Origin of the sequence: Streptomyces bullii (assembly GCF_042657145.1) — a bacterium.
Classification (GTDB): Bacteria; Actinomycetota; Actinomycetes; order Streptomycetales; family Streptomycetaceae; genus Streptomyces; species Streptomyces bullii.
In genome coordinates, this window is the sequence record NZ_JBHSNY010000001.1 from 156,692 (window position 1) to 182,394 (window position 25,703).

A 25,703-nucleotide genomic window follows, 5' to 3' on the forward strand; every position below is an offset into this window, starting at 1 on the left:
CCTTCTGGGGAGTCACTGGCCCGCGAGGCCGGTGTGCGCGACACCCGCCACGATCTGGCGCTGGAAGAAGACGAAGACGATGATCAGCGGCAGGCCCGCCATGAGGCCGCCGGCCATGAGCTGGGCCCACTGGATGCCGTAGGAGTTCATGACGGTCGCGATGCCGTTCGGCATGGTCATCAGGTCGGGGTTGTTGGTCACCATGTAGGGCCACAGGAAGTTGTTCCACGAGGCGATGAAGGTGAAGATGCCGACCGCGGCGAGGGAGGGGCGGGAGAGCGGCAGGACGATGGTGAAGAAGACCCGCCAGCGTCCGGCGCCGTCGATGAAGGCGGCCTCCTCCAGTTCGCGCGGGACGCCCTGGAAGAACTTGTAGAGGATGTAGACCATCGCGGCGGGCGCGCACTGCGGCAGGATCATGCCCCAGTAGGTGTCGACCATGCCCATCTGCTGGACGGTGGTGAACAGGGGCACGCCGAGCACGGCGGGCGAGATCATCAGGCCGGCCATGACCAGGCCCAGCAGGACGCTCTTGCCGCGGAACTCCGTGCGGGCGAAGCCGTATCCGGCGAGTGCGCTGACGAGCAGCACCACGGACGTCACGCAGACGGAGACGACCAGGGAGTTCACGAACCAGTTGGTGATGTTGCCGGTCTCGAACAGGGCCTTCCAGGCCTGGCCCGTCCAGTCCTTCGGCAGCCAGTGCGGTGGCACCTGGACGGCCTCGCTCTCCGACTTGAGCGAGGTGAACAGGCCCCAGGCGAACGGGGCCAGGAAGACCACGGAGACGGCCGTGCCCACGAGGGTGAGGACGATCTGGCTGGGGGTCCAGGCCGGCCTGCGGGGCTTGACGCGGATTTCTGCGGCGGTGGTCATCGGGCGCCCTCCTCACGGTTGCGCAGCAGCCACATCCGGGCGAGGGCGACGGCCGCGATGATCACGAAGAAGATGACGGAGATCGCGGAGGCGTAGCCCACGCGGTAGCTGGTGAAGCCCTCTTCGAGGGTGTACTGCACGAAGGTGCGGGTCGACGACTCGGGGCCGGGGGTGAAGTCCATCATCACGACGGCCTGGTCGAAGACCTGGAGCGAGGCGAGGATCTGCAGGGCGATGACGAGCCCGGTGATGTTGCGCAGCATCGGCAGGGTGATGTGCACCATGCGGTGCCAGGCGTTGGCGCCGTCGAGCTTGGCGGCCTCGTAGAGGTGGCCGGGGATGCCCTGGAGCGCGGCGAGGTAGAGCAGGAAGCTGAAGCCGACCGTCCACCACAGGGTGGCGATGACGATGGCGAGCATCGCGTACGACTTGTCGGTCAGCCACGGCGTCTCGACGCCGAGGACGTGGTTGATCATGCCCGTGCCGGGGTTGAACAGCCACTGCCACAGGTTGCCCGCGACGGTGGACGGCAGCAGGAACGGGGCGAAGAAGCACAGCCGCCACAGCCACTTGCCGCGCTCGATGTGGTGGGCGAGCATCGCGAGGAGGAAGGCGAGGACCGTGATGCAGGGCACGACCAGCAGCGTGAAGTATGCGCTGTGGCCGAGGGAGTCCCACATCAGCGGGTCCTTCAGGGCCTCGCGGTAGTTGTCGAGGCCGACGAAGTTCGCGCCTTCGCCGGAGATGTTGGCGTCCGTGAAGCTGAGGTAGAGGCCGCGCAGCAGGGGCCAGATCACGAAGAGCGCGAACAGGAGGAGGAACGGGGCGACGAACCAGCCGCCGTGTTGGAAGCCCTGCTGGCGGCGGAGGGTGGCGCTGCCGGCGGCGGTCGTGACGCGCGTGGGCGCGGCGATGGTCTGGGCACTGGTCGCCATCATGCGGCCGTACCTCCTTGTGCTGCGGTCCTGCCGTCCATGGGGTTCTTCATGGCGAGCAGCTGGGTGAGCGCGCCCTTCATGCGGCGAGCGGCGGCCTCCGGCCTGGTGGAGCCCATCGTCGAGGCGACGACGATCGGACCGACGCGCTGGGCGAGGATGCCGGTGGAGCCGGCGAACCACACCTTCGGCTCGGTGGCCTGGTGGTCCATGGCGGAGACGTACTCGTTCTGCGGGTCGAGCTTCTTGTACGCGGCCGTGGACAGGGTGGGCGTGTACGCGGGGATGTGGCCGCCGGCCGCCCACTGCCGGGCGTGCTGGACGACGTAGGCGGCGAGCTGGTGGGCGGCCTCGTTGGCGGGGCCGCCGCGGTCGGACTGGTGCGGCAGGACGAAGGCGTGCGACTCGGCGTGGGTGGCCGGCTTGCCGAAGACGGGCGGCAGCGGGGTCGCGCCGTAGTCGAGCTTCGCTCCGGAGAAGACCGGCACCGACCAGTTGCCCTCCCAGACGAAGGGCGCGCCGTTGAGGAACTGTTCGGCGCCCGCGGCGCCTGCGAAGCTCGGGTTGGCGTACCCGTCGGTGATGTGCCGGCGCAGGAACTCCAGGACCTGGGTGGCCTTGTCGGTGTCGAAGGTGACCTCGGTGTTGGCCGCGTCGAACCAGGTCCCGCCGAGCTGGGTGTAGAAGGCGACGAAGAACCACCACTGGAAGTTCTGGTCGTTGACCCACAGGCCGATGGTCTGCAGCCCCTTCTTGGTGGCCTTCTTGGCCTCCTTCAGGACGTCGAACCACTCGTTCGTCGAGGTCACGGGCACGATCCGGCCGTCGTCGCCGAGCAGTGCCGCCTTCTTCAGCACGTCCTTGCGGTAGAAGCAGAGCTGGACGTGGATGTCGAGGGGGAGGGCGTAGAGCTTGCCGTCGATGACGGCGCGCTTCCACAGCGCGGGGTTGAAGTCCTTCTCCCGCACGCCGTACTTGGCGAGCAGGCCGACGTCCCAGGGGTCCAGGAACCGGCCGGGTGAGAAGCCGGTGACGCGGCCCAGGTGCATGACGCCGAGGTCGGGCGCGCGGTTGCCCGCGGCCGCCATGGCGAGCTTGGTGTAGAAGGGGCTGCCCCACTGGAGGGTGGAGTCCTTCACCGCGATGTCCGGGTTGGCCTTACGGAAGGCGTTCAGCATCGCGATCATGTTGGAGCCGTCGCCGCCGCTGAAGAGGTTCCAGTAGCGCACGCGCGTGTGTGCCGAGGAGGCCAGGGCGTCGGCGCCCGTGCCGAGGGCCGCGAAGCCGAAGCTGCCCGCGACCGTGAGGCCGCCCGCCGCGGCCAGGAGTTGCCTGCGGTTCAGGTCAGGTCGTCCCATGCCCTGCCCTATCTGTTCGGAGCTCAGTGGTTCGACTGGGTCACGTTCGATATCTCGAATATCGCTCGTCAAGTCGAACGGACCGTACGATTGCAGCGCTGCAACGTCAATGGGTCGGGCAGAAGTTTGAGGAATCTCGGTCGTTGGTGGTTGAACGAACTGTCATGCGATCGCATGACGCGGGCAGTTCCGGACGCGTACTCTCGAACAGGCCGCCACAGGGCGGGGCGAAGGGGGTTCGATGGATCTCGCGGGCGCGCGGAGGACGGCGGCACGCCTCGCCTCGGCCCTGCGGCGCTCACGCGACGACTCCGCCAAGCGCGCACTGGTCGCCGAGCTGACCGACGCGCTGCGCGCCCGGCCCCGGCCGCCCTCCGGTGTGCGGGAGGTGTGCCGGGCGCTGTGCGAGGAGATGAGCGTGCGCCGCGGCGGACGACCCGTCGAGCTGCGCTTCGAACGCTTCCCGGACGAGATCGAGGTCACCGGGCTGTGGGTGGAGTTCCAGGACTTCGACCTCGTCATCGTCGAGGAGCGGGCCGAGGCGATGCAGCAACTGGTCATCCTGGGTCATGAGTTGTGGCATCTGCACGCCGGGCACGGCCACCATCACCTGGCCGGCACGGCGGCCGCCGAGGCCCTGGCGGGCGAGCCGGGCTGGCGGGACACCGCCCTGGCCGTGGCCGCCCGCAACGGCTCCCGTGAACGGGACGAGGCCGAGGCCGACGACTTCGGCCACCGCCTGGCGGCGGCCTTCCGTCCCCTGCTGTCCGGTGCCGGTGCCGGGCCGCCGCCCGGGCCGGTGCAAAGGTCCATGGGATACCGAGGACGGGGCGACCGCGGACCCGGAGGAGGAGGCGGAGCCCGGTGACTCCCGCACGACTGGCGCTGGACCCCGCCGACGTCCTCGGCGACGTGTCCGTCTCGTTCTGGCTGCCGATCGTCGCGCTGACCCTCGCCCTGGTCATCAAGCTGCCCAACCTGGTCAAGCTGTGGCGGGACCCGCTGCTGCGCGCCGTCGGCGGTCTGCTGCTGTTCGCGTGCGGGGTGTTCGTCTTCGCGTCCCCGTCCGTGATCGGCTGGACCAACCGTGTCACCGGGGTGCCGAACATCTCCGCGCCGCTGGTGTACTCCCTGATCACCGCGCTGTGCGCGTCCTGGCTGCTGCTGATCGTCGCCTGGCGCAACGGGCTGTCCGACCGCTCGGCCTCGACGCGCCGGGCGGCCCGGTGGGTCGTCTTCGCCTACACCGGCGTGGTGGTCGCCCTGTGGGTGCTCTTCGCGCTCGCGGACGTGCCCGTGGAACGCCGCCGGGACCTGGACACGTACTACGCCACGACGCCCTTCATGCGCGAGGAGATCCTGCTCTACCTGCTCGCGCACACCGTGGCCTGCTCGATCACGGCCCGGCTGATCTGGAACTGGGTCCGCACCGACGGACTGGACGCCTGGCTGCGCTGGGGACTGCGGCTGCTCGGCGTCGGCTACGCCACGAACCTGCTCTTCGACGCCGCCAAACTCACCGCCGTCACCGCCCGGCTGACCGGCCACGACCTGGACTGGCTGAGCACCAACGTGGCCCCGTCGGCGGCCTGCGTGTCGGCCACCCTCGTAGCGGTCGGCTTCATCCTGCCGCACAGCGGCCAGTACCTGCACGAGCGGTGGCACGCCCGGCTCGGCCACCGGCGGCTGCGCCCGCTCTATGTGCTGATGCGCTCCGTCAACGGCGGCGGCACCCCCTTCACGCCCCGCGCCACCTGGGAGATGCGCCTGATCCGCCGCGAGACGTTCATCCGCGACACCCTGCTGCAGCTCTCCCGGTACCTGGACGAGGACCTGCGCGACCGGTCGTACGACGCCGCCCGCGCCCTCGGGTCCGCACCCGACCGGGCCAAGGCGCTCGCCGCGGCCGTTACGATCCTGGACGCCGTCGCCGCCAGGGAGCGGTCGCCCGAGACCGACGGCGCCACCTCCCCGTCCGGCCCCGACACCACCTACCTGCTCCAGGAGATCCAGGCCGTGTCCCGAGCCCTCCGTCACCGCGACGAGATCGAGGCGGTCCGCGCCCGTGCGGCCGCCCCGGCAGAGAGAGTTGCCCGCGCATGAGTGAACGCCCCTCCCCCGTCAGAACCGCTGTCGTCCTCGGGGGGTCCCACACGGGCATGCTCGCGGCACGCGCCCTGGTCCGCTTCGCCGACCGGGTGATCGTGGTGGAGCGCGACGCGCTGCCCGCCGGCCCTGAGCCGCGCAAGGGACTGCCGCAGGCGCGGCACGCCCACATGCTCTGGTCGGGCGGGATGCGGGCCGTGGAGAACCTGCTGCCCGGGATCACCGGGTCGCTGAGGGACGCCGGGGCGCACCGGCTGCCGGTCACGACGGACATGGTCGTCCTGGGGCCGCGGGGCTGGTTCCGGCGCTGGGCCGAGTCCCACCACGTGGTCCTGTCCGGCCGCGACCTGCTGGACGCGACGATCCGGGCACGGGTGCTGTCCGACGACCGGATCGAGGTCGTGGAACGGACGGAGGCGGTCGGACTGGTCGGCACGGGCAGGGCGGACGCGGGCGCGGGCACGGCGGACACGGGTGCGGTGGGCGTCGGCGGAGCGGGTGCGGTGGGCGTCGGTGGGGCGGGCACGAGCGCGAGGAACACCGGCGTAAGGATCACCGGCGTGCGGATCCGTCCGCACGGCGGGCCCGAGCGGACGGTCGCCGCCGAGCTGGTCGTCGATGCCTCGGGCCGCGGCTCCGCGGCCCCCCGGTGGCTGGCGGAGTTCGGGCTTCCCGAGCCGGAGCGGCGCGAGGTCGACTCTGGTCTGGCCTACGCCAGCCGGCTCTACCTCGCTCCCGAGCAGGCCCGGGACGGCTTCCCGGTGGTCAACGTGCAGTCCGACCCGCGCGATGCGGGGCCGGGCCGGGCGGGCTTCCTGCTGCCCATCGAGGACGGCCGGTGGATCGTCACCCTGTGCGGCACGCGCGGCGGCCAACCCCCCACCGACGAGGAGGAGTTCCTCCGCTTCGCCCGTCAGGAGCTGCGGCACCCGGTGATCGGCGAGTTGATCGAACGAGCCGAGCCGCTGTCCGGGGTGTCCTTCACCCGCACCACCGTCAACCGCCGGTACTTCTATGAGCGGATGCCGGTGTGGCCCGAGAACTTCGTCGTCATCGGTGACGCGCTCGCCGCGTTCAACCCGGTGTACGGGCACGGCATGGCGGCCGCCGCGCAGAGTGCCGTGCTGCTGCGGGACGTGATCGGTCGGCACGGCTGGGGAACGCCGGGGCTGGCACGGCGTCTGCAGAAGGCGGTGGCCCGGCCGATCGACGCTGCCTGGGAACTGGCCGTCGGCCAGGACGTGTTCTACCCGGGCGCGACGGAGCGGGGCCCCACGCTGCGGGACCGGCTGGTGTCCGCGTACGTCGGCCGGCTGATGTACACGGCCACGGGCAACGGCCGCATCGCCCGCCGCGTGACCGATGTGACGTCGCTGGAACGGGGCGCGGAGGTGCTGCTGACGCCGAGCGTCCTGCTGGCCGCCGCGGTCGGACCGCACAAGCCGCCGCTCGGCGGCCCGCCGCTGACCGCGCTGGAGCGCAAGGCTGCGGGACTGCCGTAGCCGGACGGGGCGGGGGCCGACAGGAGCGCGAACCGACAGAACCCCCAAGCGGGGCGGGACGGGGAGCCGATGGGACCCCGGAGCGGGACGGGACCGGCGGAGCCCACAACGCCCCGAACCCGCAACGCAACCGGCGGAGCCCACAACGCCCCGAACCCGCAACCGGCCGGCGGAGTACGAACCCGGACCTGCCGCGAAGCCCACAACACCCCAGAGCGGGAACGTAACCAGCGGACCCACAAGAGCCCGAACCCGGAACGGACCAGCGGAGCCCACAACACCCCGAACCCGCAACGCAGCCGGCGGAGCCAGCAGGCGCCCGTGACCGCACGAGACGGAGCCGGGCCCCTGGCCGGATCGGACCGGCGGGGCCCGCGGGGGCTGTCGCGGGTCAGCCGGCGAACTCCGGCTGGGCCAGTCCCTTGCCCGCCCCCGGCACCACGAACAGGGAGCCGGCCAGCGCGGGCGGGGCCGTCAGCCCGGTGCGTGCCGTCGTGACGTACAGGTCGGTCAGGTCGGCCCCGCCGAACGCGCACGCGGTCACCAGCGGCACGGGCAGCTCGATCACCCGGTCCAGCGTCCCGTCCGGCGTGTAGCGGCGTACCGCCGCGCCCTGCCAGAGGGCGACCCAGACACAGCCCTCGGCGTCGACCGTCAGGCCGTCGGGGAAGCCCGCGCCCTCCTCGATCTCGGCGAAGGGACGCCGCCCGGACACCCGGCCGTCCTGGTGGTCGAAGACGTCGACACGGCGGGTCGGGGAGTCGATGTAGTACATCAGCCGCCCGTCGGGGCTCCAGCCTGTGCCGTTGCTGACGGCCACGTCGTCGAGGACGGCCTCGACCGTGCCGTCACCGGTGACACGGGAGAGCGTGCCGCCGCCCGGTGCCTCGTCGTAGCGCATGGTGCCGGCCCACAGCGCGCCGTCGGGGGCGACGGCGGCGTCGTTGGCACGGCGGCCGGGCACGGGCTCCCGGTGCAGCCAGCGGAAGGTGCCGTCGGGATCGAGCAGGCCGATCCCGTCGCGCAGGTTCAGCACCAGCCCGCCGTTCGAACGCGGTTTGACGGCCCCCACGTGCTGGTCCGTCCTGCGGACCGTCCGGCGGCCGGTGACCGGGTCGTACGTGTGGATGCGGGCGCCGAGGATGTCGATCCACAGCAGCCGGCCCGTCTTCGCGTCCCAGGTGGGGCCCTCGCCGAGGTCGGCCTCGGCACGGACGGCGACCTCGCAGGCGCCCTTGGCCGTCATGCCACGCTCCGGTGACCGAGGCGCTCGGACAGCTCGGCGGCGCCCTTGGCGGCGAGCTCCTCCAGCTCGGCGCGACGCTCCTCGCTCCAGCGGATCATCGGCACGGAGATGGACAGCGCGGCGACGACCTGGCCGGTGCGGTCCCGGACCGGCGCGGCCACACAGCTGACGTCCGGGTTGGACTCGCGCCGCTCCACGGCGATGCCCCGCTGCCGGATCTCGGCCAGGGTCTCGCGCAGGGCGGCCGGGTCGGTGATGCTGTTGGGGGTCATCGCGGCCAGCTCGGCGTCGTCGGGGAGGCGGGCGGCGAGCTCCTGCTCGGAAAGGGAGGCCAGCAGCATCTTGCCGACGGAGGTGCAGTGCGCGGGCAGCCTGCGCCCGGCCGCCGACACCATGCGCACCGCGTGCGTGGAGTCGACCTTGGCGATGTAGATGACGTCCCTGTCCTCGAGGATCGCCACGTGCACCGTCTCGTCGCAGGTCTCGGCGACGGACCGGGCCACCTGCTGGCCCTCGGCGGCCAGGTCGAGGTGCTCGGCGTAGCGGGCGCCGAGCTGGTACGGCCGTACGCCGAGCCGGTAGCGTCCGGGCTGGCCGGACACGGGCACGATGTACTTCCGGGCGGCGAGCGTGGTGACCAGCTCGTGCACGGTGGTGCGCGGCAACTGCAGCTTGCGCACGATGTCGGGGGCGGAGAGCGTGCCGTCCCCGTCGAGGAAGAGCTCGAGAATGTCGAGAGCCCGGGTCACGGCTGGTACGAGGCGTCCCACGACCGGCCCCCTCCCTAATGTGTTCTCAGCGCCCGCGTTCGAGATTTCAACAGGCGATCGGCATGACGAACACAGGCTAACCATAGAGGTATGCCCGGGCAATGGGCGGACCCGGAGCAAGCGGAAACCGACAAGCACCCCACGAGCACGTTGCGTGCACTTTAAAGTGCCGATGTGCGACACGTCACAGGTGTCGCAGAGGTGGGGGGAATTTCTGTGCGTGACATGACCATGGGCGCGAATGTGTCCCTGTCGGCCCTGAGCGAGAACGTCGGCTCCGTGATCGTGAGCCTGGGCTGGTCCAGCCCGACCGGGGAGGGCGACGCCGATGTGTCCGTCCTGCTACTGGACGGGAACGGCAAGGTGCGCTGCGACGCCGACTTCTACTTCTACAACAACCCGGTGGCCGCCGACGGCAGCGTGCATCTGCTCGGCAAGGAGCCCACCGGCGACGGCAGCGAGGACCGTATCAGCTTCGACCTGACGGCGATCCCGGCCGAGGTGGAGCGGATCGTCGTGGCCGCGAGCCGCTACGAGGGCGCGCGCTTCGGCGAGCTGGACGACGTGCGGGTGACGCTGGCCGACGCGGTGGGCGAGAGCCTCCTCCGGTTCGTCGTCGAGGACCCCGGCCAGGTGAGCGCGATCATCTTCGGTGAGCTGTACCGGCGGGGCGAGGAGTGGAAGTTCCGCGCCGTGGGGCAGGGCTACGAGAGCGGACTGGCGGGACTGGCGACGGACTTCGGCGTCGACATCGAGGACGACGAGGCGGAGTCCGCGACGTCGGTCGCGGAGGAACCCGAAGCCGTCCCCGCGCCCGGTGGCCCGCCGCGGGCGACGCTGGAGGCCGTCCCGGCACCGCGTCCGCCGGCCGACGAGGAAGCCGTCCCGAAGAAGGGGACGGCCCGGCCGCGGACCACGAAGAAGAAGGTCACGCCGCCGAGGGCACCCGTGAGAAGCCTGGCGGAGAACGACTCCTGGAAGCAGGCCCGGCTCTTTCCGGTCTCGACGCTCAAGAGCGACCGGGACCGGGAGATGCGCGCCACCTCGGTGCTGTTGTCGGTGATGGCCCAGGTGCCCCGGTTCGGCCGACGCATCACCGCCCCGTTCGGTGCGCCCTCCGGCCGTATGGAGACCTTCACCGAGGTCTCCTTGCCGCACGGAGACACGCCCCGGCGCCCCGACGGGGTCATCCGCGTCGAGCGCGCCGGGAAGCTGTGGACGGTACTCGTGGAGACCAAGACCAACGGCAATCCGCTGAAGTCCGACCAAGTCCAGGCCTACATGGACATCGCGGCCCGGCGTGGCTACGAGGCCGTGATCACCCTGTCCAACGACGTGGCACTGGAGGGCAGCCCGCTGGTCGACGTGAAGATCGACCGGCGGCGCAAGCACCAGGTGGCGCTCTGGCATCTGTCGTGGGCCGAAGTGGCCCATCAGGCGCAGATGCTGATCCGGCACGAGGGAGTCGGCAACGCGGCACGCACCTGGCTCCTCCAGGATCTGCTGCACTACCTCCAGCACGACAACTCCGGTTGCCACGGCTTTCAGAACATGGGCTCGGCCTGGGTGCCGGTGCGCAACGGCATCAATGACGAGACCCTCTGCCAGGGGGACCCGCGGGCCCTGGAGGTCGTCGAGAGCTGGGAACGGCTCATCCGCCAGGTGTGCCTGCGGCTCGGCGGCGAACTCGGGCAGAAGGTGCTGCCCGCCCGGCGCACCAGGCGCGGCATCGACCCGGGGGCCCGCCGCGCCCGCCTGGCGGACCAGCTGTGCGCGGAGGGCAGGCTCCAGGCGGAGCTGCGCGTCGAGGGCGCGCCGGGGCTGCTGGCCATCAGCGCGGATCTGCGGACCGCCAAGCTGCGGACCTCCGTGGACATCCCGGCTCCGGAGCAGGGCTACCCCCTGACCTGGGCCAAGCGCCTGATCCGCCGTCTCGCCGAGGCACCTGCGGACCTGCACGTCGAGACGCTGGTGGAGGGTGAGACGGGCGGACCCCGGGGCACGCTGGAGCGACTGCGCCCGGAACCGGCCGATCTGCTCCCGAAGGACAACGCCACGCGCATCACCGGCTTCCGCCTGTCCCTCTTCAAGGGAATGGGCAGCGGCCGCGGCAGCGCGGAGTCCGGTTTCATCCGCAGCGTCGACGACGCCGTGCACCGCTTCTACACCTCGGTGGTGGTCCACCTGGACGCCCCGGTATCCGGGCGTGCGGCGGCCAAGGAACGGGCCGCGGTGTGACAGCGCGGCGGCGGTGAGCCCCGCCGGATGCACCGGCCCGGCTCATCGCAGTCCCCGCACCGCCCCCAGCTGCCCCCGCAACCGCTGCGCCCGCAGCACCAGCTCCAGTTCGAAGCGGCGGTCGGGGTCGTCGATCGCCTCGCCCCACAGTTCCCGGATCTGGCGCAGGCGGTAGCGCACGGTCTGGGGGTGGACGCCGAGGCGGGTCGCGATCTCGGGGGCTCCGCCCCGGGTCTCCAGCCACGCCAGCAGGGTCTCCGCCAGCCGGCGGCCGTGGGTGGGGCCGCAGTGGGACAGGGGGGCCAGGCACCTCACCGCGAGGTCGTCGATCAGCTCCTCCGGCTGCAGCAGGACGAGCGCCTCGGTGTGCTCGGTGCAGTACAGGACCTCCCCGGAGGGCAGCAGGCCGCGTTCCATCAGGCGTACGGCGGCCTCGGCCCAGCGCAGCGACTTGGCCGCGTCGGGCAGCGGCACGGGCGGTCCGAGCGCGCCCGACCAGCCGGCCAGGGCGCGCTGCAGGAGCTCCGGGCGGCCGGCGGCGTCCGGCTCGGGGACGACCATGCGGGGTTGTTCGTACTCCATGTCGAGCAGGACGCCCTGACCGACCGCGGGTGCCACCGCCTCGCGCGCCGGGCGCAGCAGGACGCCGACCGCGACCTTGTCCGGCAGCGGCCAGCCGATCCGGGCGGCGCGTTCGGCGAGCGCGTCGGCCGGGTCGCCCCGGTGGTGCTCGGCGAGCAGCAGCTCCATCAGGCGGCGCTGCAGCCGCAGCCGCTCACCGGCCTGCCGGGCGGCGGCCTCGGCGTAGCCGCGGACGGACTGGTCGACCAGTCCGTCCAGGTACTCGTAGCCCGCGTCGACCAGCTCGTACATCGCGGGCGGCGGGATCTCCACGCGCTGGCCGATCTCGGCGAGGCGGCGCCAGGCCAGCCGTACGCCCATGCGGTAGATGGCCTGCAGGGAGTCGAGCGTACGGCCGTGCAGGCCCTCGCCCCTGCCGAACTCCTGGAACACGCCGGGGGGTACGGTCGGCCGTCCCGTGGAGAAGTCGGAGTGCTCCAGGTGCTGCACGAAGACCTCGATGGCGCGGCGGATGCCGACCAGCGCCATCGGCTCGCCGGAGTCGTCCAGGACAAGGGGCAGATGGGGGTACTCGCGCTGGATCTCGCGCAGGATCTCCTCGGCGAGGTCGGGCGCCTCGGCCATGGCGATCGCCGTGAACCGGCGCACCTGGAAGCGCGGCACGTCGTGCCAGGCCGAACGCGCCGTGACGGTTCCCGGGCGGGTGGCCGTCACGGGTCAACTCCCTTGTGCGGCTTGCTCGTACGTGATCAACGGCGTGTTGGGCTGGTCGGGTGTGGCCTGGAGCAGCGCGACGACGCCGAGCGCCGCGCCCACGGCGAGGGCGGCGGCCAGCGCGACGGTCAGCGCGGCGGCGAGCAGTCTGGACATCGCAGGGTCAGCCTCTCGGTCCGGAGGTCGTGCCCCACCCGGGCGTCGTACGTCCGTGCACCCCTGCCTGTCGTGCGCCCAGTGTCGGCAGGACATTGACACCCCGTCAAGAGCCGCCTACGGTTCCCGGCCCATACCGCATGCGCACTTTCCCCACGGTGTCGACGCGTCCGTACGTCGAGCCGACCCACTTCCCTGGAGTGCCCGGATGCGCCGTACAGCCTCTCCTTTCTCCCTGATCCTGCTGGGTCTCGGCACTTTTCTGCTGGTGCTGGCCCCGCTGCTCGTGTGGTACGTGACGCCGCGTGCCGCCGTGAACCCCATCGACATCGACACCACCGCCGTCTACACCGGCCGGGGCAGCGTCTTCGACACTGACCGGATCGCGACGGTGCCGAACCGGAAGATCACCGTGACCCAGCGGGTGCGGGGCGACGTCGAGGACAGCGAACGCAGCGGCAACGCCGTCTGGGACGTGACGACCACGGTCGACACCGACAAGTCGCTGCCGGCCGCCGACCCGCACGACGCGCTGGACTTCGTGCCGCACCGCTGGGTCATGGACCGGAAGACCACCAGGCCGGTGCACTGCTGCCAGGAGAAGCCGTACATCGAGGGCGAGGCGTACCTGAAGTTCCCGTTCGACGTGCGCAAACGCTCCTACCAGTGGTGGGACAACACCCGTGGCTCCACCGTCACGCTGCACTACCGGGGCACCAAGAAGATCCAGGGCTACACCGGTTACCGCTTCACCGGGACCGTGCCGCCGACGAGGACCGGGACCCGGCTGGTGCCCGGCAGCATCGTCGACCAGCCGGGACGCCCGCAGGTGCTGGCCGAGGAGTGGTACGCCAACCACGGCGTCGAGCTGGTCGTCGACCAGCGCACCGGCCGGGTGATCTACGCGCAGACCGGCCCGAGGCGGACCCTGCGGGCGCCGGGCGCGAAGGAGGACGCGGCGGTGCTGCTGGACAGCCGGAAGATCGCCTTCACGGCCGAGACGCAGCGGGAGGCGGTGCGGCAGGCGAAGCGGGACAGCGGTCGACTCCGCCTGGTGGGCGAGACGTTGCCGGTGGGCGCGGCCGTGGCCGGATTCGTGCTCGCGGTGGCGGGTGGTGTTCTGGTGGCACGCGGGCGTCATCGGCAGGACCCGACCGATATGCCGGACGCGTCCGGTACGCACCGGCCCACCCTCACGATGTGATGTGACGTCAGCTCTAACAAAGCCGGAAATTGTCACGCCGGTGAGTAGCCGTGGCGAACGTCCGGGCGAAAACTGTCCAACCCCACCCGAGCACAACCTGTCCACACCCCACCTTCAGGAAGAGCTCAGACTCCCCACAGAAGACCACTGCGCGTTCCTGCCTCCCCCACGCTGAGTTCCGCACCCCGAGACGAGTTGGAGCACCCATGCCCCAGCACGTGCCGTCCCCGCTGCGCACCGCGCCCCCCAGCGCGGCGCAGCACCCCCCGGCGCTCCCCCCACATCCGCGCCGGATCGTCTTCCTCGCCCACCGCGACCTCGGAAACCCGTCGGCAGGCGGCTCCGAGCTGCTGGTCGACCGGCTCGCCGACGGGCTGACCCGCCTGGGCCACCAGGTCACCCTGCTGTGCGGAGGGCCGGCGGCCTTCCGGGACTACCGGGTCGTGTCGGCGGGCGGCTCCTACGGCCACTACCTGCGCGCCCGTTCGGCCTTCGCCCGCCAGGTCGGCGACTGCGACCTGCTGGTCGAGGTGTGCAACGGCATGCCGTACCTGGCGCCCCTGTGGCATCAGGGCCCCACGCTGTGCCTGGTCAACCACGTCCACACCGACCTGTGGGCGATGCGTTTCGGCGGCCCGCTGGCCCCGGCCGCCCGCATCGGCCGAAGACTCGAACACTGGGCGCTGACCGGCGCACGGCAGCGCGGTCTGCTGGTCGCCGTCTCCCCCTCGACGGCGCACGCGCTGCGCGCGATCGGCGTGGAGCGGGACCGCATCCGGGTCGTGCACAACGGAGTCGAGGAGCCGGGACCGCGGGCCGAGCGCTCGACCGACCCGCTGTTCGTCGCCGTCGGCCGGCTCGTCGAGTACAAGCGGATCGACCTGCTGCTGCGGCTGTGGGAGCGGGTACGGCCGGTCACCGGCGGACGGCTGGTGATCGTCGGCGACGGCCCCGAGCGGGAACGGCTGGAGCGACTCGCCGGTCCCGGCGTGGAGTTCGCCGGTCATGTGTCCGAGGCGGAGAAGCACCGCCTGCTGTGCGCGGCGTGGCTGCTGCTGCACCCGTCGGCGGTGGAGGGCTGGGGCCTGGTGATCACCGAGGCCGCCGCGCGCGAGACGCCGGCGATCGCCTTCGACGTGCCCGGGCTGCGCGACTCCGTGGTGGACGGCGAGACCGGTGTGCTGGCCCGGGGCGAGTCGTCCTTCGCCGCGGCCTGGTGCACGCTGGCGCTGTCCGGGCACCGGCGCGAGCTGATGGGCAAGGCGGCACGCGACCACGCCGCCCGCTACCGGTGGGACCGTACGGTACGGCAGTTCCGTGCGGTCGCGGCCGAGGCGGTGCGGAGCTGGCAGCCATGACCGGGGCCGGGCACCCCAGGCCCGGGACCGGGCTCAAGGACCCCTCGATACGCCGTTCCCTCGCCCTCTTCCGCGCCTTCCTGCACGAGCAGGACGACCCCGACACCTGCTACTCGCTGCTCGCCCGGGACGCCGCCGACCAGGTCGAGGCGTACGACGGCCCGGTCGCCGGCCGCACGGTGGTGGACGTCGGCGGCGGCAGCGGCCACTTCACGCGTGAGTTCCGCCGCCGGGGCGCACACGCCTACCTGTTCGAGCCAGACGTGGCGGAACTGGGCGGGAGACCACCCGAGGGCGCGGTGATCGCGGACGGTTACCTGCTGCCGCTGGCGGACGGGGCCGCGGACATCACGTTCTCCTCCAACGTGCTGGAGCACGTGGCGGATCCGCAGACCTTCCTCAGCGAGCTGGCGCGGGTGACCCGGCCGGGCGGGCTGATCTACGTGTCGTTCACCAACTGGCTGTCGCCGTGGGGCGGGCACGAGTGGGCCCCGTGGCACTACTTCGGCGCCGAGCGGGCCCGCGCCCGCTACCGGCGCCGCACCGGCAGGCCCGCCAAGCACACGCTCGGCGAGAACCTGTTCCCGCACCACATCGGCACCACCCTGCGGCAGGTGCGCGACCGCGACGACGTGCGGATCGTCTCGGCGCGCTCCCGCTACTGGCCCTTCCTCGCGGAGACCGTCGTCAAGGCGCCCGGCATCCGCGAGGTCGCCACCTGGAACCTCCTCCTCATCCTGCGGCGGTGTCACCCATGACGGCCCCTCCGACCACATCGGTCCAGGCTCCTCCTCCGGCAGCCGTTCCGACCCCCGCGACCACCTCGGGCCCGCCGGACGGCCCGAGGTCGCGGCGCTGGCTGCTGGGGTTCTGGGCCGTGGTGTTCGTCCTGTTCCTGGCCGTGCACCCGGGCCGGCAGACCTTCGACACCAAGCTCGGCGTCACCGTCGACCCCGGGCAGTTCCTCGCCGACCTGGGCCAGTTGTGGCACGACCGGGCCGGGTTCGGCGGGATCCAGGACCAGTACGTCGGCTACCTGTGGCCGATGCTGCCGTTCTACTGGCTCGCCGACCTGGTACGGCTGCCGGTGTGGCTGGCGGAGCGGCTGTGGCTGTCGCTCGTCGTGACCGTCGCCTTCTGGGGCGCGCTGCGGCTGGCCGAGCGGCTGCGGATCGGCAGCGGCGCGTCACGGCTGCTCGCGGCGGTGGCGTACGCGCTGTGGCCGGTGTTCACCGTCGTCGTCGGCTCCACGTCGGCCGCCGCGCTGCCCGGCGCGTTCCTGCCGTGGGTGCTGCTGCCGCTGACGAACGAGCGGTACGCCGCCCGGATCGCTGCCCTGCGCTCGGCGCTGCTCGTGCCGTTCATGGGCGGTGTGAACGCGGCGGCGACGCTGGCCTCGCTGCTTCCGGTGGGGCTGTATCTGCTGTCCCGCCCGGCTCGGCCACGGCAGCGCAAGCTGATCGCCTGGTGGGCGCCCGCGGTGCTCGTGGTGACGGCCTGGTGGTGGATCCCGCTGCTGCTGCTGGGCGTGTACGGGGAGAACTTCCTCCCCTACATCGAGACCTCGCAGACCACCACGTCCACCATGTCGGCGACGGAGGCCCTGCGCGGCGCCGGCAACTGGGTGGCCTACCTGCACTTCGGTGAGGCGTGGCTGCCGGCCGGCTGGACGGTGGCCTCCTCGGTGGTCGTCGTCGTGTGCTCGGCGCTGGCGGCCGGGCTGGGCCTGGCGGGTCTGGCCCGGCGGGACCTGCCCGAGCGGCGCTGGCTGGTGCTGACCGTGCTGGTGTGCGCGCTGGTGCTGCTCGCCGGGTACGGCGGCGCGTTCGGCGCGCCGTTCCACGGGCCGGTGCAGGACTGGCTGGACGGCTGGCTGTCGCCGTTCCGCAACATCTACAAGTTCCAGACGGGCCTGGCGCTCGCGCTGGTGTTCGGCCTGGCCCACCTGGTGGGCGTGGCGGCTAAGACGCGCGGGGCCCGCCCGGTGCGGGGCCGCCGCTTCGCCCCGCTGGTCGCGGCGGTGCTGATCCTGCCCGGCCTGCTGTGGCCGTACCTCAACGGCTCGATCCTCAGCCCCGGTTCCTTCCAGAAGCTCCCCGCGTACTGGCACTCCACGGCCGACTGGCTGGAGAAGTACTCCCCCGACTCGCGCGCCCTGGTCGTCCCGGCCACCGCGCACGGCATCTACACCTGGGGCTCCCCCATCGACCAGCCCCTCGACGTGGTCGCCGCGTCCCGCTGGGCGCAGCGCGACTACGTGCCCTTCGGCACCGCGGGCAACCGGCGGGCGATGGACGCCGTGGAGCAGGCCCTGATGTCCGGCGGCGAAGTCCCGGGCCTGGCCGACTACCTCAGCCGTGCGGGCGTCTACTACGTCGTCGTCCGCAACGACCTGGACCCCGACCAGATCGGCTACGTGCCGACCACGACGGTGAAGCGGACCCTGGAGCAGTCGGGGTACGAGCGGGTGACGGGCCTGGGCCCGGTGATGACCGGCGGCCGGATCGCGCACGACACCCCGCTCCAGGTCGAGGGCCTGTACCCGCGGCAGCGGGCGGTGGAGATCTACCGGCCGCGCGGCGAGGACGTACCGCGTCCCGGGCAGGCCGGCCTCGCCCCGGTCTCGGACACGGCCGTCGTCTCCGGCGGCCCCGAGGCACTGCTGCCGCTGGCGACCGAACTGCGCGGCCGGGCAACGGTGCTGACCGGCGACCACCACCCGGGGCTGGGCACGCCGCCGGTGCAGGTGGTCGGCGACGGGCTGCGCTACGCGGACACCCGGTTCGGCCTGGTCAACGCCAACACGTCGTACACCTACACGCGCGGCGAGCGCAACGCTCCGGACGCCCAGCAGGACGCGGGTGAGAAGCCGCGCCAGATCCTGCCGACCGAGGGCCTCCGACACCAGACGGTGGCGGAACTGCGCGGCGCTCGCGCCGTGACGGCGTCCTCGTACGGCAACTGGCTGTTCCACCTGCCGCAGTACGACCCGGTCAACGCCTTCGACGGCAACCCCGCCACGGCCTGGACGGAGGGCTCGCCCGGTGCGCCGGACGGGCAGTGGCTGCGGATCGCCTTCGACGGGGCGTACGACATGCCGTCGTCGTTCGCGGTGACGCCGCTGCCGCAGGAGAGCGTGCGGGCGGCGGCGACGAAGGTGCGGGTGGAGACCGAGAAGGGCTCCGTCACCAGCTTCCTGCAGCCGAACGGCATGACGCAGCGCGTCAAGGCGCCCGAGGGCGCGACGGACTGGATGAAGCTGACGATCGTCGACTCGGTGGCGCGCCGTTCCGGCCTGACCGGCGCGGGCTTCTCCGAGATCGGCCTGCCGGACGTGCGGGTGACCCGCCTGCTGCGTCTACCGACCGACGCCGACGACTCCGACGCGGCCGCCACCATCGTCTCCCTGCACCGCGCCTCCGACCCGACGGGCCTGTCCGCGACGGGCACCGAGGCGGGCCTGCATCGCCGCTTCACGACGCCCACGGCGGGAACCTACGAGGTGACGGCGAGCGCGGTGCCCGTTCCCGGTGAGGAACTCGACCGGCTGCTGTACGAGGTCGCGCCCGACCAGCAGGACCGCGTCACCGCGACCGCCGACTCCACGGCGCGCCTCGGCGCGGGCCTGTCGGCGCGCAACCTCACCGACGGCGACCTGACCACGGCGTGGATCGCGGGCGACCGTCCGACGATCCACCTGCGCTGGGACGGCGAGCAGCCGGTCGGCGAGCTGGTCCTGGCCCCGGCGGGCGGACTGTCCACCCGTCCCACCGAGGTGCACCTCAGTTCCCCCGACGGCGCGGCGATCGCCGGCGTCGACGACAACGGCTGGGTCCGCTTCCCGCCGATCACCACCGACCGCCTCGACATCACGATCACCGAAACCGCCCCGCTGACCCTGCACAACCCGGTCGCCGACGAGGACCTGCGCCTCCCGGTGGGCCTGACGGAGGCCTACGTCCCGGCCCTCGACCAGTACCGCACGCCGCAGCCGTCCGCCTCGCGGACGTTCTCCCTGCCGTGCGGGAAGGGGCCGGTGGTGGCCGTGGACGGGGAGCTGTACCAGACGGCGGTGCGTGGCACGGTGCGCGACCTGGTGGAGCGGCGCCCGGTACGGGTGACGCTGTGCCAGGGAGGCCGGGCGGACGCCGACGTGCCGCTGTCCTCGGGCACGCACCGGCTGGAGGGCGGCGACGCGGGCCCGCTGGCACTCACCGACGTGACGCTGACCCGGGGAACGGTCGCGGAAGCCGTGTCGGCCGGCCGCGAGCTGCGGATACGCGACTGGCTGGGCGACCGCCGCGAGGTGACGGTCGGCTCGGGCGCGGCCTCGTACCTCACCACGTACGAGAACTACAACGAGGGCTGGCGGGCCACTCTCGACGGCAAGGAGCTGTCCCCCGTGCGGCTGGACGGCTGGCAGCAGGGCTGGCGGGTCCCGGCCGGGGCGGGCGGCACGGTGAAGCTGTCGTACGAGCCGGCGACGACGTACGACGCCGGGCTGATCGGCAGCGGCGTCGGCATCGCGGCGCTGCTCGGCCTGATGCTGTGGCGCCGCCGCGAGCCCAGCCCCGACGCGCCGCAGCCGGCGCCGCCGCTGCCCGGCCTGTGGCTCGGCACGGTCGCGCTGACACTGGTCGCGGCCGTCATCGCGGGCTGGCTCGCGCTGCTGGTGCCGGCGCTGGCGTTCCTGGCGGCCCGGCGGCACACGCTGCTCGTGCCGATCGCGTTCCTGGCATTGGCCGGAGCGGGCATCGCCGCCGCCACGGGCGCCGGTGAACCGGTGGGCGCGGGCGGGGGCGCCTTCGGGCACCTGGCCCAACTGCTCGCGCTGATGGGCCTGTTCGCGGCGCTGGTGAGCCTGCGGGAGCCGCCGCCCGCGTCGGAGGCGCCGACCCGGCAGCTGCCCACGACGGACACGGGGAAGGGCGAGACCGCATGACGACACCGGAACGCATCCCGTTCCCGGTCGTGGACGAGGTGGCCCGGCACTGCCTGCAGGAGGAGGAACCGGAGACGGTCCACATCGAGGTCCACCTCCCCGGCCGTCTGGAGCCGGGCCGCCTGCGCAAGGCGTTCACGGAGGCCCTGCACCGGCACCCGCGCATCCTCATGCGGGAGGCCCCCGGCCCGTGGTGCCGACGCCGGTACGAGTGGGAGCTGACGGCGGAGCCGGACATCGAGGTGGTGAGCTTCCCGCCGCCGGGACGGGACGCCCTGCGGGACGCGAGGACCCGGGCACTGACGCAGGCACCTCCGTTGTCGGTGTCGCCGCCGATCAGGCTGGAGGTGGTGGTGGGCGCGGGCCCGGCGGAGGGCAGCGAGGCGAGCGACGCGCTCGGCTCGGCCGCGGACGGTCGTGCCGCCGGGGCGGCACGGGTGGGCACGGCGGCACCTCGCGGCGCCGCCTCGCGCCCCCACCCCCGCACCGGCACCGGCACCGGCGTCCCTCACCCGGCAGGCACGGTGCTGTTCCTCACCATCAACCACACCGCCCTGGACGGCCCGGCCTGCCTCCGCGTCCTCGCCACGGCCGCGGAGCTGTACGGCGGCACGGACAACTCCCCCACAGCCCCGCCCGTCCGTACGACCGAGGCCCAGCCACCGGCCGAGACCACCCCCTCCACGTGGGCCCCGCCCGCCAGGGTGGCCCCCGGCACCCCCGAACCCTCCCCCGGCAACGGCATGCTCGTCACCGAACTCCCCCTGCCCCACCGGCCCAAGGGCTCCCCGTACACGGTCAACGACCAGCTCATGGTCACCACCGCCCTGACCGTCGCCCACTGGAACAGGGAACACGGCGCCCGGCCGCGCCCGCTGCGCATCACCATGCCCGTGGACGACCGCCCCCGCGACACGACCATGCCCATCGGCAACGGCACCCGCCTGGTGGAAGTCCCTTTCGCGCCGCAGGAGTTGGACGTCACCGACCTACCCGCCCTGCTGCGCCGCACGGCCGCGCGCACCCGCGCCCTGAAGTCCCTGCCACGCCCCCAGCTCGGCCACGGCGCCGCCCTCCTGACCGCCCCCTGGGCGCCCGTCGCCGCCCGTGCCGCCCTCACCCGCGCGCTGCGCCGGGCGGCGGCCCCCTGGACGTCCACGACCCTGCTCAGCAACATCGGCCGCGTCCCGTACCCGCTGGACTTCGGTGAGGAGGCGGGCCGCGCGCACGCGGTGTGGTTCTCGGCCCCGGCCCGTATGCCGCGCGGCCTGACCGTCACCACCGCCTCCACGGCAGGCCGCCTCCACCTGGCGCTGCGCTGGTCCCGCGCCCTGCTCGGCCACGGTGACGGCGTCCACCTCCGGGACCTCTTCGAGCACTACCTGCACACGACGGAGGCCACCCCGTGACGACCACCGCCACACCCCGCGAGGACCTGCGCGACTTCTACGAGAACCCCGCCGTCCCCGTCGCCTCCGGCAGCTCCCGCAGCCGTCGCCAGGCCCGCATGCTGGCCGACGCGCTCGGGCCGGCGGCCACCCACGGCGCCCGCGTGATCCTCGACATCGGCTGCGGCGACGGCACGGCGGCCGCCACCGCCGCCCCCTATCTGCGCGGCCACCGCCTCGTCGGCGTCGACTGGTCCCAGGACGCCCTCACCCGCGCCCGCACCCGCGTCCCGTACGCGGTCCGCGGCGAACTCACCGGCGGCGGACTGCCCCTGCGCACCGCCTGCGCCGACGCCGTGCTGTTCAGCGAGGTGATCGAGCACCTCGTCGACCCGGACGCGGCCCTGGACGAGATCCGGCGCGTGCTGCGCCCCGGGGGCCACCTCATGCTCTCCACGCCGAACCTGGCCGCCTGGTACAACCGCGCCCTGCTGCTGGCCGGCGTCCAGCCCGTCTTCTCCGAGGTGAGTCTGCGCGCGATCCACGGCCGCCCGGGCAAGGAGGTCGTCGGGCACCTGCGCCTGTACACCGCCCGCGCGCTGCGGGAGTTCGTCGCCGCGGCCGGATTCGAGGTCGTACGCCTCGCAGGGGCGCCCTTCCACGGCGTACCGCGTCCGCTGAGGCCGCTGGACCGGCTGGCCTGTGCCAGGCCACCGCTCGCCTCGATCCTGCTGCTGCACGCCCGCAGGACGTAAGGGGGCGTGGGGATGTGGTGGGGAGTGGCCGCGGCCCTGCTGGCGAACACCCTGTACAGCCTCGGTTTCGTCCTGGAGAAACGGGCGCTCACCGCCCTGCCCGAGGTGACGGTCCGCGAGCCGGCCCGGCTGCTGCGGCTGGTGCTGGGCAGCCCGCTGTGGATCGGCGGCTCCCTCTCCCTGGCCGCCGGTTTCGGGGCACAGCTCGTCGTCTACCGCACGCTGCCCATCGCCGCCGCCCAGGGCATCTTCGTCTCCGGCCTGGTGCTGCTGGTCCTGCTGTCGACACGGCTGCTGGGCGAGGAGACCACCGGCCGAGAGCGGTACGCGCTGGGCGCGATCCTGCTCGCGCTGCTCATGGTGGTGCTGTCGCTGCGCGAGGGCGCGGACTCCGTCAGCCGTGCGGCGCCCTACCCGCTGATCCTGCTGGTGTGCGTGCCGTCGCTGGCGGCCGGGGTGTGGCTGTACCGCGCCACCGAGCGCCGCGCCCGCCACCGGCACCGGCTGCCGACGACCGGTGTCGAGTACGGCGTGGCGGTCGGCCTGCTCTACGGCGTCAGCTCGCTCGCCATCAAGGGCGTCTCCGGCTACCTGACGGCCGACGGGCCGGGCGGCGCCCTGCTGGACCTGCTCCGCTCCCCGTACCCGTACCTGCTCCTGTTCACCGGCGCGTTCGGTCTGGTGATGTCGCAGGCGGCGCTGCAACGCTGCCGGGCCTCACTGATCGTGCCGGTGTGCACGACCGTGACGTGTCTCTACACGGCGGTGCTCGGCACGCTGGCGTTCGGCGAGGCGCTGCCCGAGGAGCCGCTCAGGCTGACGCTGCGCGTCGCGGGCACCGCGCTCGCGGTCGCCGTGCTGCTGGCCATGCCCAAACACGACACCGCTCCCCGACCCCCCACCCCCGCCAAGGAGTTGACCCCTCCGTGAAACCCGACGACCCGCTGCTGAAGATCCTGGCGTGCCCCCTCGACAAGGGCCCGCTGCACCTGATCGTCCCGGAGGCCGCCGCGCCGGCCGCGGCGCGGGGGGAGGCGCTGTACAACCCGCGTCTGCGCCGCCGCTACCCGATCGTCGACGGCATTCCGCAGCTGCTGCCGTCCTCCGGGGAGCAGGTCTCGGACGACGAACACGAGGAGTTCGTCAAGAGGATGGCCCCATGACCACGCTGGCCGCCCGCCTGGCGTCCCGCCTGCCCACCCGTCTGGTGGCCGCGGCCGCCAGAGCCGTCTACCCCCGCTTCGAGCCGGAACTGGCCCGGCTCGCCGAGCTGTGCCCGCCGCACTGCGGCACGGCGGTCGACGTCGGCGGCTGGTACGGCCCGTGGACGCACCGCCTGTCCGCCCGCGCGCGCCGGGTCGTGACCGTCGAGCCGGTCCCCCACCTGGCGCGGCTGCTCGCCAACGGCTCGCCGCCGAACGTACGGGTGATCCAGGCCGCCGCCTCCGACCGGCCCGGTATCGCCCGCCTGTGGCTGCCTTCGGACGACGCGGGCGACCGGGGCGTGTCCTCGCTGGTGCGCCGCGACATCCACGGCCGTGCGCTGGACGTCCCCTGTGTCACGCTGGACGAGCTGGGCCTGCGCGACGTCGGCTTCATCAAGATCGACGTGGACGGCAACGAGCCGGCGGTGCTGCGCGGGGCGACGGGCCTGCTGGCCCGGGACCGCCCGGCCCTCTTCGTCGAGCTGGAGATCCAGCCGATCGCTCCGGTGGTGACGTACCTGGCGCTGCTGGGCTACGACGGCTGGGTCCTGCCGGGCGACGCCTGGGTCCCGCTGTCCGGGTTCCCCCTGGAGGACCACCAGGCGGACGCCTCGTACGTCGTCGCGCACGGCCTGCTGCGCCGGGTGCTGCCGCTGAGCGCCTTCCAGGGGCCGCGCTACGTCAACTCGGTGCTCTTCCTCCCGGACGGCCGCCGCCCGGGAGGGGTGCGGGTGGGCGACGATGGTGCGCATGTCCTCCGGAAAGCGCCCCGCTAGCCCGTTCACGCCCCGCGACTTCCAGCTGGTGCTGCTGCGCCGCATGGCCGACCACAATCCCGCTCTGGTGGAGGACGCCCGCCGCGAGCTGGGCGCGTCGATCACGGAGATGCGCGAGGCCAACAGGCGCTGGCAGGCGATGGTCCGCTCGCCGCGCACCCGCTCGGCCGCCTCCCGTTACCGCTCCGTCCTCGGTGAACCGGAATCGATCACCCCGCGCCGCGTCGGCGACCTGGACTGCGAGGCCCGGCGCTGGCGGCTCCCCCTCTGGCCGGACCTGCGCTTCGAGATCGTCGTCGGCCCGGACAACGCGGTCTGGAACGAGTGGCTGGTCCGCGCCCCGGAGGCCGACGGACCGGACCTGCGTTCCCTCGACGACCTCACCCCCTGGTCCTGCACGATCGACGAGGCGGCCCGCGTCTTCTCCCCCGCCCGCCCCCTCCAGGGCTCGGCCCCGACGCGCTGGGGCCTGGCCTTCACGGCCCCGGACCGGCGGGGCGTACCGCGCGCGGTGGTCGCGGAGTTCACGTGGGGACTGTTGCAGCGGACGCGGATCAGCGAGTAGCCGCGAGGATGCCGTCGACCACCGACGGCACCGAGCCGGGGTGCAGGAACAGGAAGAGGTTCGGCTCGATGAGCTCCAGCTCCATCAGGCACGGCTGCCCGTCGGGCCCGTCCACCAGGTCCACGCGCGCGTACAGCAGCTCCGGCGATCCGGGTACGGCCGCCAACGCCCGCTCGGCGACGGACAGTTCGGCCGGGGTCGGAGTCCACGGCTCCAGGTCCGGGTGGGGCACCTTGTCGGCGTCGTACGCCGTGCCCGGCGCCAGCACCGCGCCCTTGCGGCTGGCGTGCAAAAACCGCCCGCCGAAGAACTGCAGCGCCCGCTCCCCGGCCGTGTCGATACCGCGCATGTACGGCTGGACCATGGCGGTGAACCCCTCGGCGTGCATGCGCTCCAGGTGCCGCACGGCGGTGTCGCGCTCGCCGGGCGTGTAGCGGGCGGCGAAGCGGGCGCCCGCGCCGGAGGTGGGCTTGACGACGAACTCGCGGTCGTCGGGGAGGTCGGCGGTGTCGCCGGGGGCCATGTAGCGGGTGGGGACGGTGGGCACACCGGCCGCCGCGAGCTCCCCGAGGTACCGCTTGTCGGTGTTCCACCGCACGACCTCGGGCGGGTTGGCGAGCCGTGTCAGCTTCCCGCACCGCTCCACCCACGCCGCGAACTCCTCCGCCCGCCAGCTGTAGTCCCACGTCGACCGGACGACCGCGAGGTCGAACGCGCTCCAGTTGGCGGCGGGGTCGTCCCAGGGCACGGCGACGGCCTCGGCACCGGCGTCCCACAGGGCCTCCAGCAGCACCGGGAGGTCACTGTCCTGGGTGGGCTCGGACCCGGGGTCGTAGGTGACGAGGGCGATACGGGGCACGGCGGGCTCCATCGTCGTACGGAAGGAACGGATGATCCGCCCGCAGGCTAACCGCGTCCCCCGCGACCGGGGCAACCGGATCGACGTTCCCCTTCGGTGAAGCCCCGGCATCGGGAGCGGGAACCGCGGCGAGGCCGGAGAGCGGCCGGCACGGTGGCGGGCGCACGG

At 72.9% G+C, this 25,703-nt stretch carries 22 protein-coding genes; 14 read left to right on the forward strand and 8 right to left on the reverse strand.

Annotation, left to right across the window (positions count from 1 at the left end; genetic code table 11):
* Window positions 1–12 precede the first annotated feature (12 nt).
* Genes ACFPZJ_RS00755 through ACFPZJ_RS00765 form a run of 3 tightly spaced genes read right to left on the reverse strand, consistent with a single transcriptional unit; the run spans window position 13 to window position 3,169 of the window.
* Entirely contained in the window at window positions 13–876 is an 864-nt protein-coding gene (locus ACFPZJ_RS00755) for a carbohydrate ABC transporter permease (protein ID WP_381015744.1), read from the reverse strand.
* Window positions 873–1,814 carry a carbohydrate ABC transporter permease gene (locus tag ACFPZJ_RS00760; RefSeq protein ID WP_381015747.1) on the reverse strand — a complete coding sequence of 314 codons (942 nt, stop codon included), beginning with the start codon at window positions 1,812–1,814 and terminating at the stop codon, window positions 873–875. Before ACFPZJ_RS00760 ends, ACFPZJ_RS00755 begins: the two co-directional genes overlap by 4 nt.
* On the reverse strand, window positions 1,811–3,169 hold the full coding sequence (locus ACFPZJ_RS00765; protein ID WP_381015750.1) for an extracellular solute-binding protein: 1,359 nt from the start codon (window positions 3,167–3,169) through the stop codon (window positions 1,811–1,813). The genes ACFPZJ_RS00760 and ACFPZJ_RS00765 overlap by 4 nt, the downstream gene beginning before the upstream one ends.
* 241 nt (window positions 3,170–3,410) lie before the next feature.
* Here ACFPZJ_RS00765 and ACFPZJ_RS00770 point away from each other — a divergent pair, with 241 nt between their 5' ends.
* From ACFPZJ_RS00770 to ACFPZJ_RS00780, 3 genes are read left to right on the forward strand one after another with little or no spacing between them, the layout of a single operon-like run.
* Window positions 3,411–4,037, forward strand: coding sequence for a toxin-antitoxin system, toxin component family protein (locus tag ACFPZJ_RS00770; RefSeq protein WP_381015753.1), 627 nt, complete (start codon window positions 3,411–3,413; stop codon window positions 4,035–4,037).
* A complete protein-coding gene (locus ACFPZJ_RS00775; RefSeq protein WP_381015755.1) occupies window positions 4,034–5,272 on the forward strand; it encodes an MAB_1171c family putative transporter in 1,239 nt (412 codons plus the stop codon). Before ACFPZJ_RS00770 ends, ACFPZJ_RS00775 begins: the two co-directional genes overlap by 4 nt.
* Window positions 5,269–6,777 carry an NAD(P)/FAD-dependent oxidoreductase gene (locus ACFPZJ_RS00780; RefSeq protein WP_381015756.1) on the forward strand — a complete coding sequence of 503 codons (1,509 nt, stop codon included), beginning with the start codon at window positions 5,269–5,271 and terminating at the stop codon, window positions 6,775–6,777. The genes ACFPZJ_RS00775 and ACFPZJ_RS00780 overlap by 4 nt, the downstream gene beginning before the upstream one ends.
* 391 nt (window positions 6,778–7,168) lie before the next feature.
* On the opposite strand, the gene ACFPZJ_RS00785 is transcribed toward ACFPZJ_RS00780, so the two are convergent.
* Together ACFPZJ_RS00785 and ACFPZJ_RS00790 are read right to left on the reverse strand one after the other, a co-directional pair.
* Window positions 7,169–8,023, reverse strand: coding sequence for an SMP-30/gluconolactonase/LRE family protein (locus ACFPZJ_RS00785; protein WP_381015759.1), 855 nt, complete (start codon window positions 8,021–8,023; stop codon window positions 7,169–7,171).
* Window positions 8,020–8,793, reverse strand: a complete 774-nt coding sequence (locus tag ACFPZJ_RS00790) for an IclR family transcriptional regulator (RefSeq protein WP_381015762.1) — start codon at window positions 8,791–8,793, stop codon at window positions 8,020–8,022. Before ACFPZJ_RS00790 ends, ACFPZJ_RS00785 begins: the two co-directional genes overlap by 4 nt.
* A 225-nt stretch (window positions 8,794–9,018) precedes the next feature.
* Between ACFPZJ_RS00790 and ACFPZJ_RS00795 the strand changes: the two genes are divergently transcribed.
* Complete coding sequence (locus ACFPZJ_RS00795) at window positions 9,019–11,031, forward strand: TerD family protein (RefSeq protein WP_381017258.1); 2,013 nt, start codon at window positions 9,019–9,021, stop codon at window positions 11,029–11,031.
* Between the two features lie 42 nt (window positions 11,032–11,073).
* Here ACFPZJ_RS00795 and ACFPZJ_RS00800 read toward each other — a convergent pair whose 3' ends face one another.
* Window positions 11,074–12,327 (reverse strand): PucR family transcriptional regulator, encoded by a 1,254-nt coding sequence (locus tag ACFPZJ_RS00800; RefSeq protein WP_381015765.1) that lies wholly within the window; start codon window positions 12,325–12,327, stop codon window positions 11,074–11,076.
* A 3-nt stretch (window positions 12,328–12,330) separates the two neighbouring features.
* Window positions 12,331–12,483: a hypothetical protein gene (locus ACFPZJ_RS00805; protein ID WP_381015768.1), complete on the reverse strand. Its 153-nt coding sequence runs from the start codon at window positions 12,481–12,483 to the stop codon at window positions 12,331–12,333.
* 208 nt (window positions 12,484–12,691) lie between these two features.
* Here ACFPZJ_RS00805 and pgfA point away from each other — a divergent pair, with 208 nt between their 5' ends.
* From pgfA to ACFPZJ_RS00855, 10 genes are all read left to right on the forward strand, one after another.
* On the forward strand, window positions 12,692–13,687 hold the full coding sequence (gene pgfA, locus ACFPZJ_RS00810; protein ID WP_381015770.1) for a cell envelope lipid trafficking protein PgfA: 996 nt from the start codon (window positions 12,692–12,694) through the stop codon (window positions 13,685–13,687).
* A gap of 206 nt (window positions 13,688–13,893) precedes the next feature.
* Window positions 13,894–15,045: a glycosyltransferase family 4 protein gene (locus tag ACFPZJ_RS00815; RefSeq protein ID WP_381015772.1), complete on the forward strand. Its 1,152-nt coding sequence runs from the start codon at window positions 13,894–13,896 to the stop codon at window positions 15,043–15,045.
* Entirely contained in the window at window positions 15,042–15,803 is a 762-nt protein-coding gene (locus ACFPZJ_RS00820; protein ID WP_381015775.1) for a class I SAM-dependent methyltransferase, read from the forward strand. Before ACFPZJ_RS00815 ends, ACFPZJ_RS00820 begins: the two co-directional genes overlap by 4 nt.
* Window positions 15,800–19,987: an alpha-(1->3)-arabinofuranosyltransferase gene (locus ACFPZJ_RS00825; RefSeq protein WP_381015778.1), complete on the forward strand. Its 4,188-nt coding sequence runs from the start codon at window positions 15,800–15,802 to the stop codon at window positions 19,985–19,987. The genes ACFPZJ_RS00820 and ACFPZJ_RS00825 overlap by 4 nt, the downstream gene beginning before the upstream one ends.
* On the forward strand, window positions 19,984–21,396 hold the full coding sequence (locus ACFPZJ_RS00830) for a condensation protein (protein WP_381015781.1): 1,413 nt from the start codon (window positions 19,984–19,986) through the stop codon (window positions 21,394–21,396). The genes ACFPZJ_RS00825 and ACFPZJ_RS00830 overlap by 4 nt, the downstream gene beginning before the upstream one ends.
* Window positions 21,393–22,130, forward strand: a complete 738-nt coding sequence (locus ACFPZJ_RS00835) for a class I SAM-dependent methyltransferase (RefSeq protein ID WP_381015784.1) — start codon at window positions 21,393–21,395, stop codon at window positions 22,128–22,130. The genes ACFPZJ_RS00830 and ACFPZJ_RS00835 overlap by 4 nt, the downstream gene beginning before the upstream one ends.
* 24 nt (window positions 22,131–22,154) lie before the next feature.
* A complete protein-coding gene (locus ACFPZJ_RS00840) occupies window positions 22,155–23,060 on the forward strand; it encodes a hypothetical protein (protein WP_381017260.1) in 906 nt (301 codons plus the stop codon).
* Entirely contained in the window at window positions 23,057–23,293 is a 237-nt protein-coding gene (locus ACFPZJ_RS00845) for a Trm112 family protein (protein ID WP_381015786.1), read from the forward strand. The genes ACFPZJ_RS00840 and ACFPZJ_RS00845 overlap by 4 nt, the downstream gene beginning before the upstream one ends.
* A complete protein-coding gene (locus ACFPZJ_RS00850; protein ID WP_381015789.1) occupies window positions 23,290–24,111 on the forward strand; it encodes an FkbM family methyltransferase in 822 nt (273 codons plus the stop codon). The genes ACFPZJ_RS00845 and ACFPZJ_RS00850 overlap by 4 nt, the downstream gene beginning before the upstream one ends.
* A complete protein-coding gene (locus ACFPZJ_RS00855; RefSeq protein ID WP_381015792.1) occupies window positions 24,086–24,676 on the forward strand; it encodes a hypothetical protein in 591 nt (196 codons plus the stop codon). The genes ACFPZJ_RS00850 and ACFPZJ_RS00855 overlap by 26 nt, the downstream gene beginning before the upstream one ends.
* Here the strand turns inward: ACFPZJ_RS00855 and ACFPZJ_RS00860 are convergent.
* A complete protein-coding gene (locus ACFPZJ_RS00860) occupies window positions 24,666–25,535 on the reverse strand; it encodes an ATP-grasp domain-containing protein (RefSeq protein ID WP_381015795.1) in 870 nt (289 codons plus the stop codon). The two genes, ACFPZJ_RS00855 and ACFPZJ_RS00860, sit on opposite strands and share 11 nt — an antisense overlap.
* Between the last annotated feature and the right edge of the window lie 168 nt (window positions 25,536–25,703).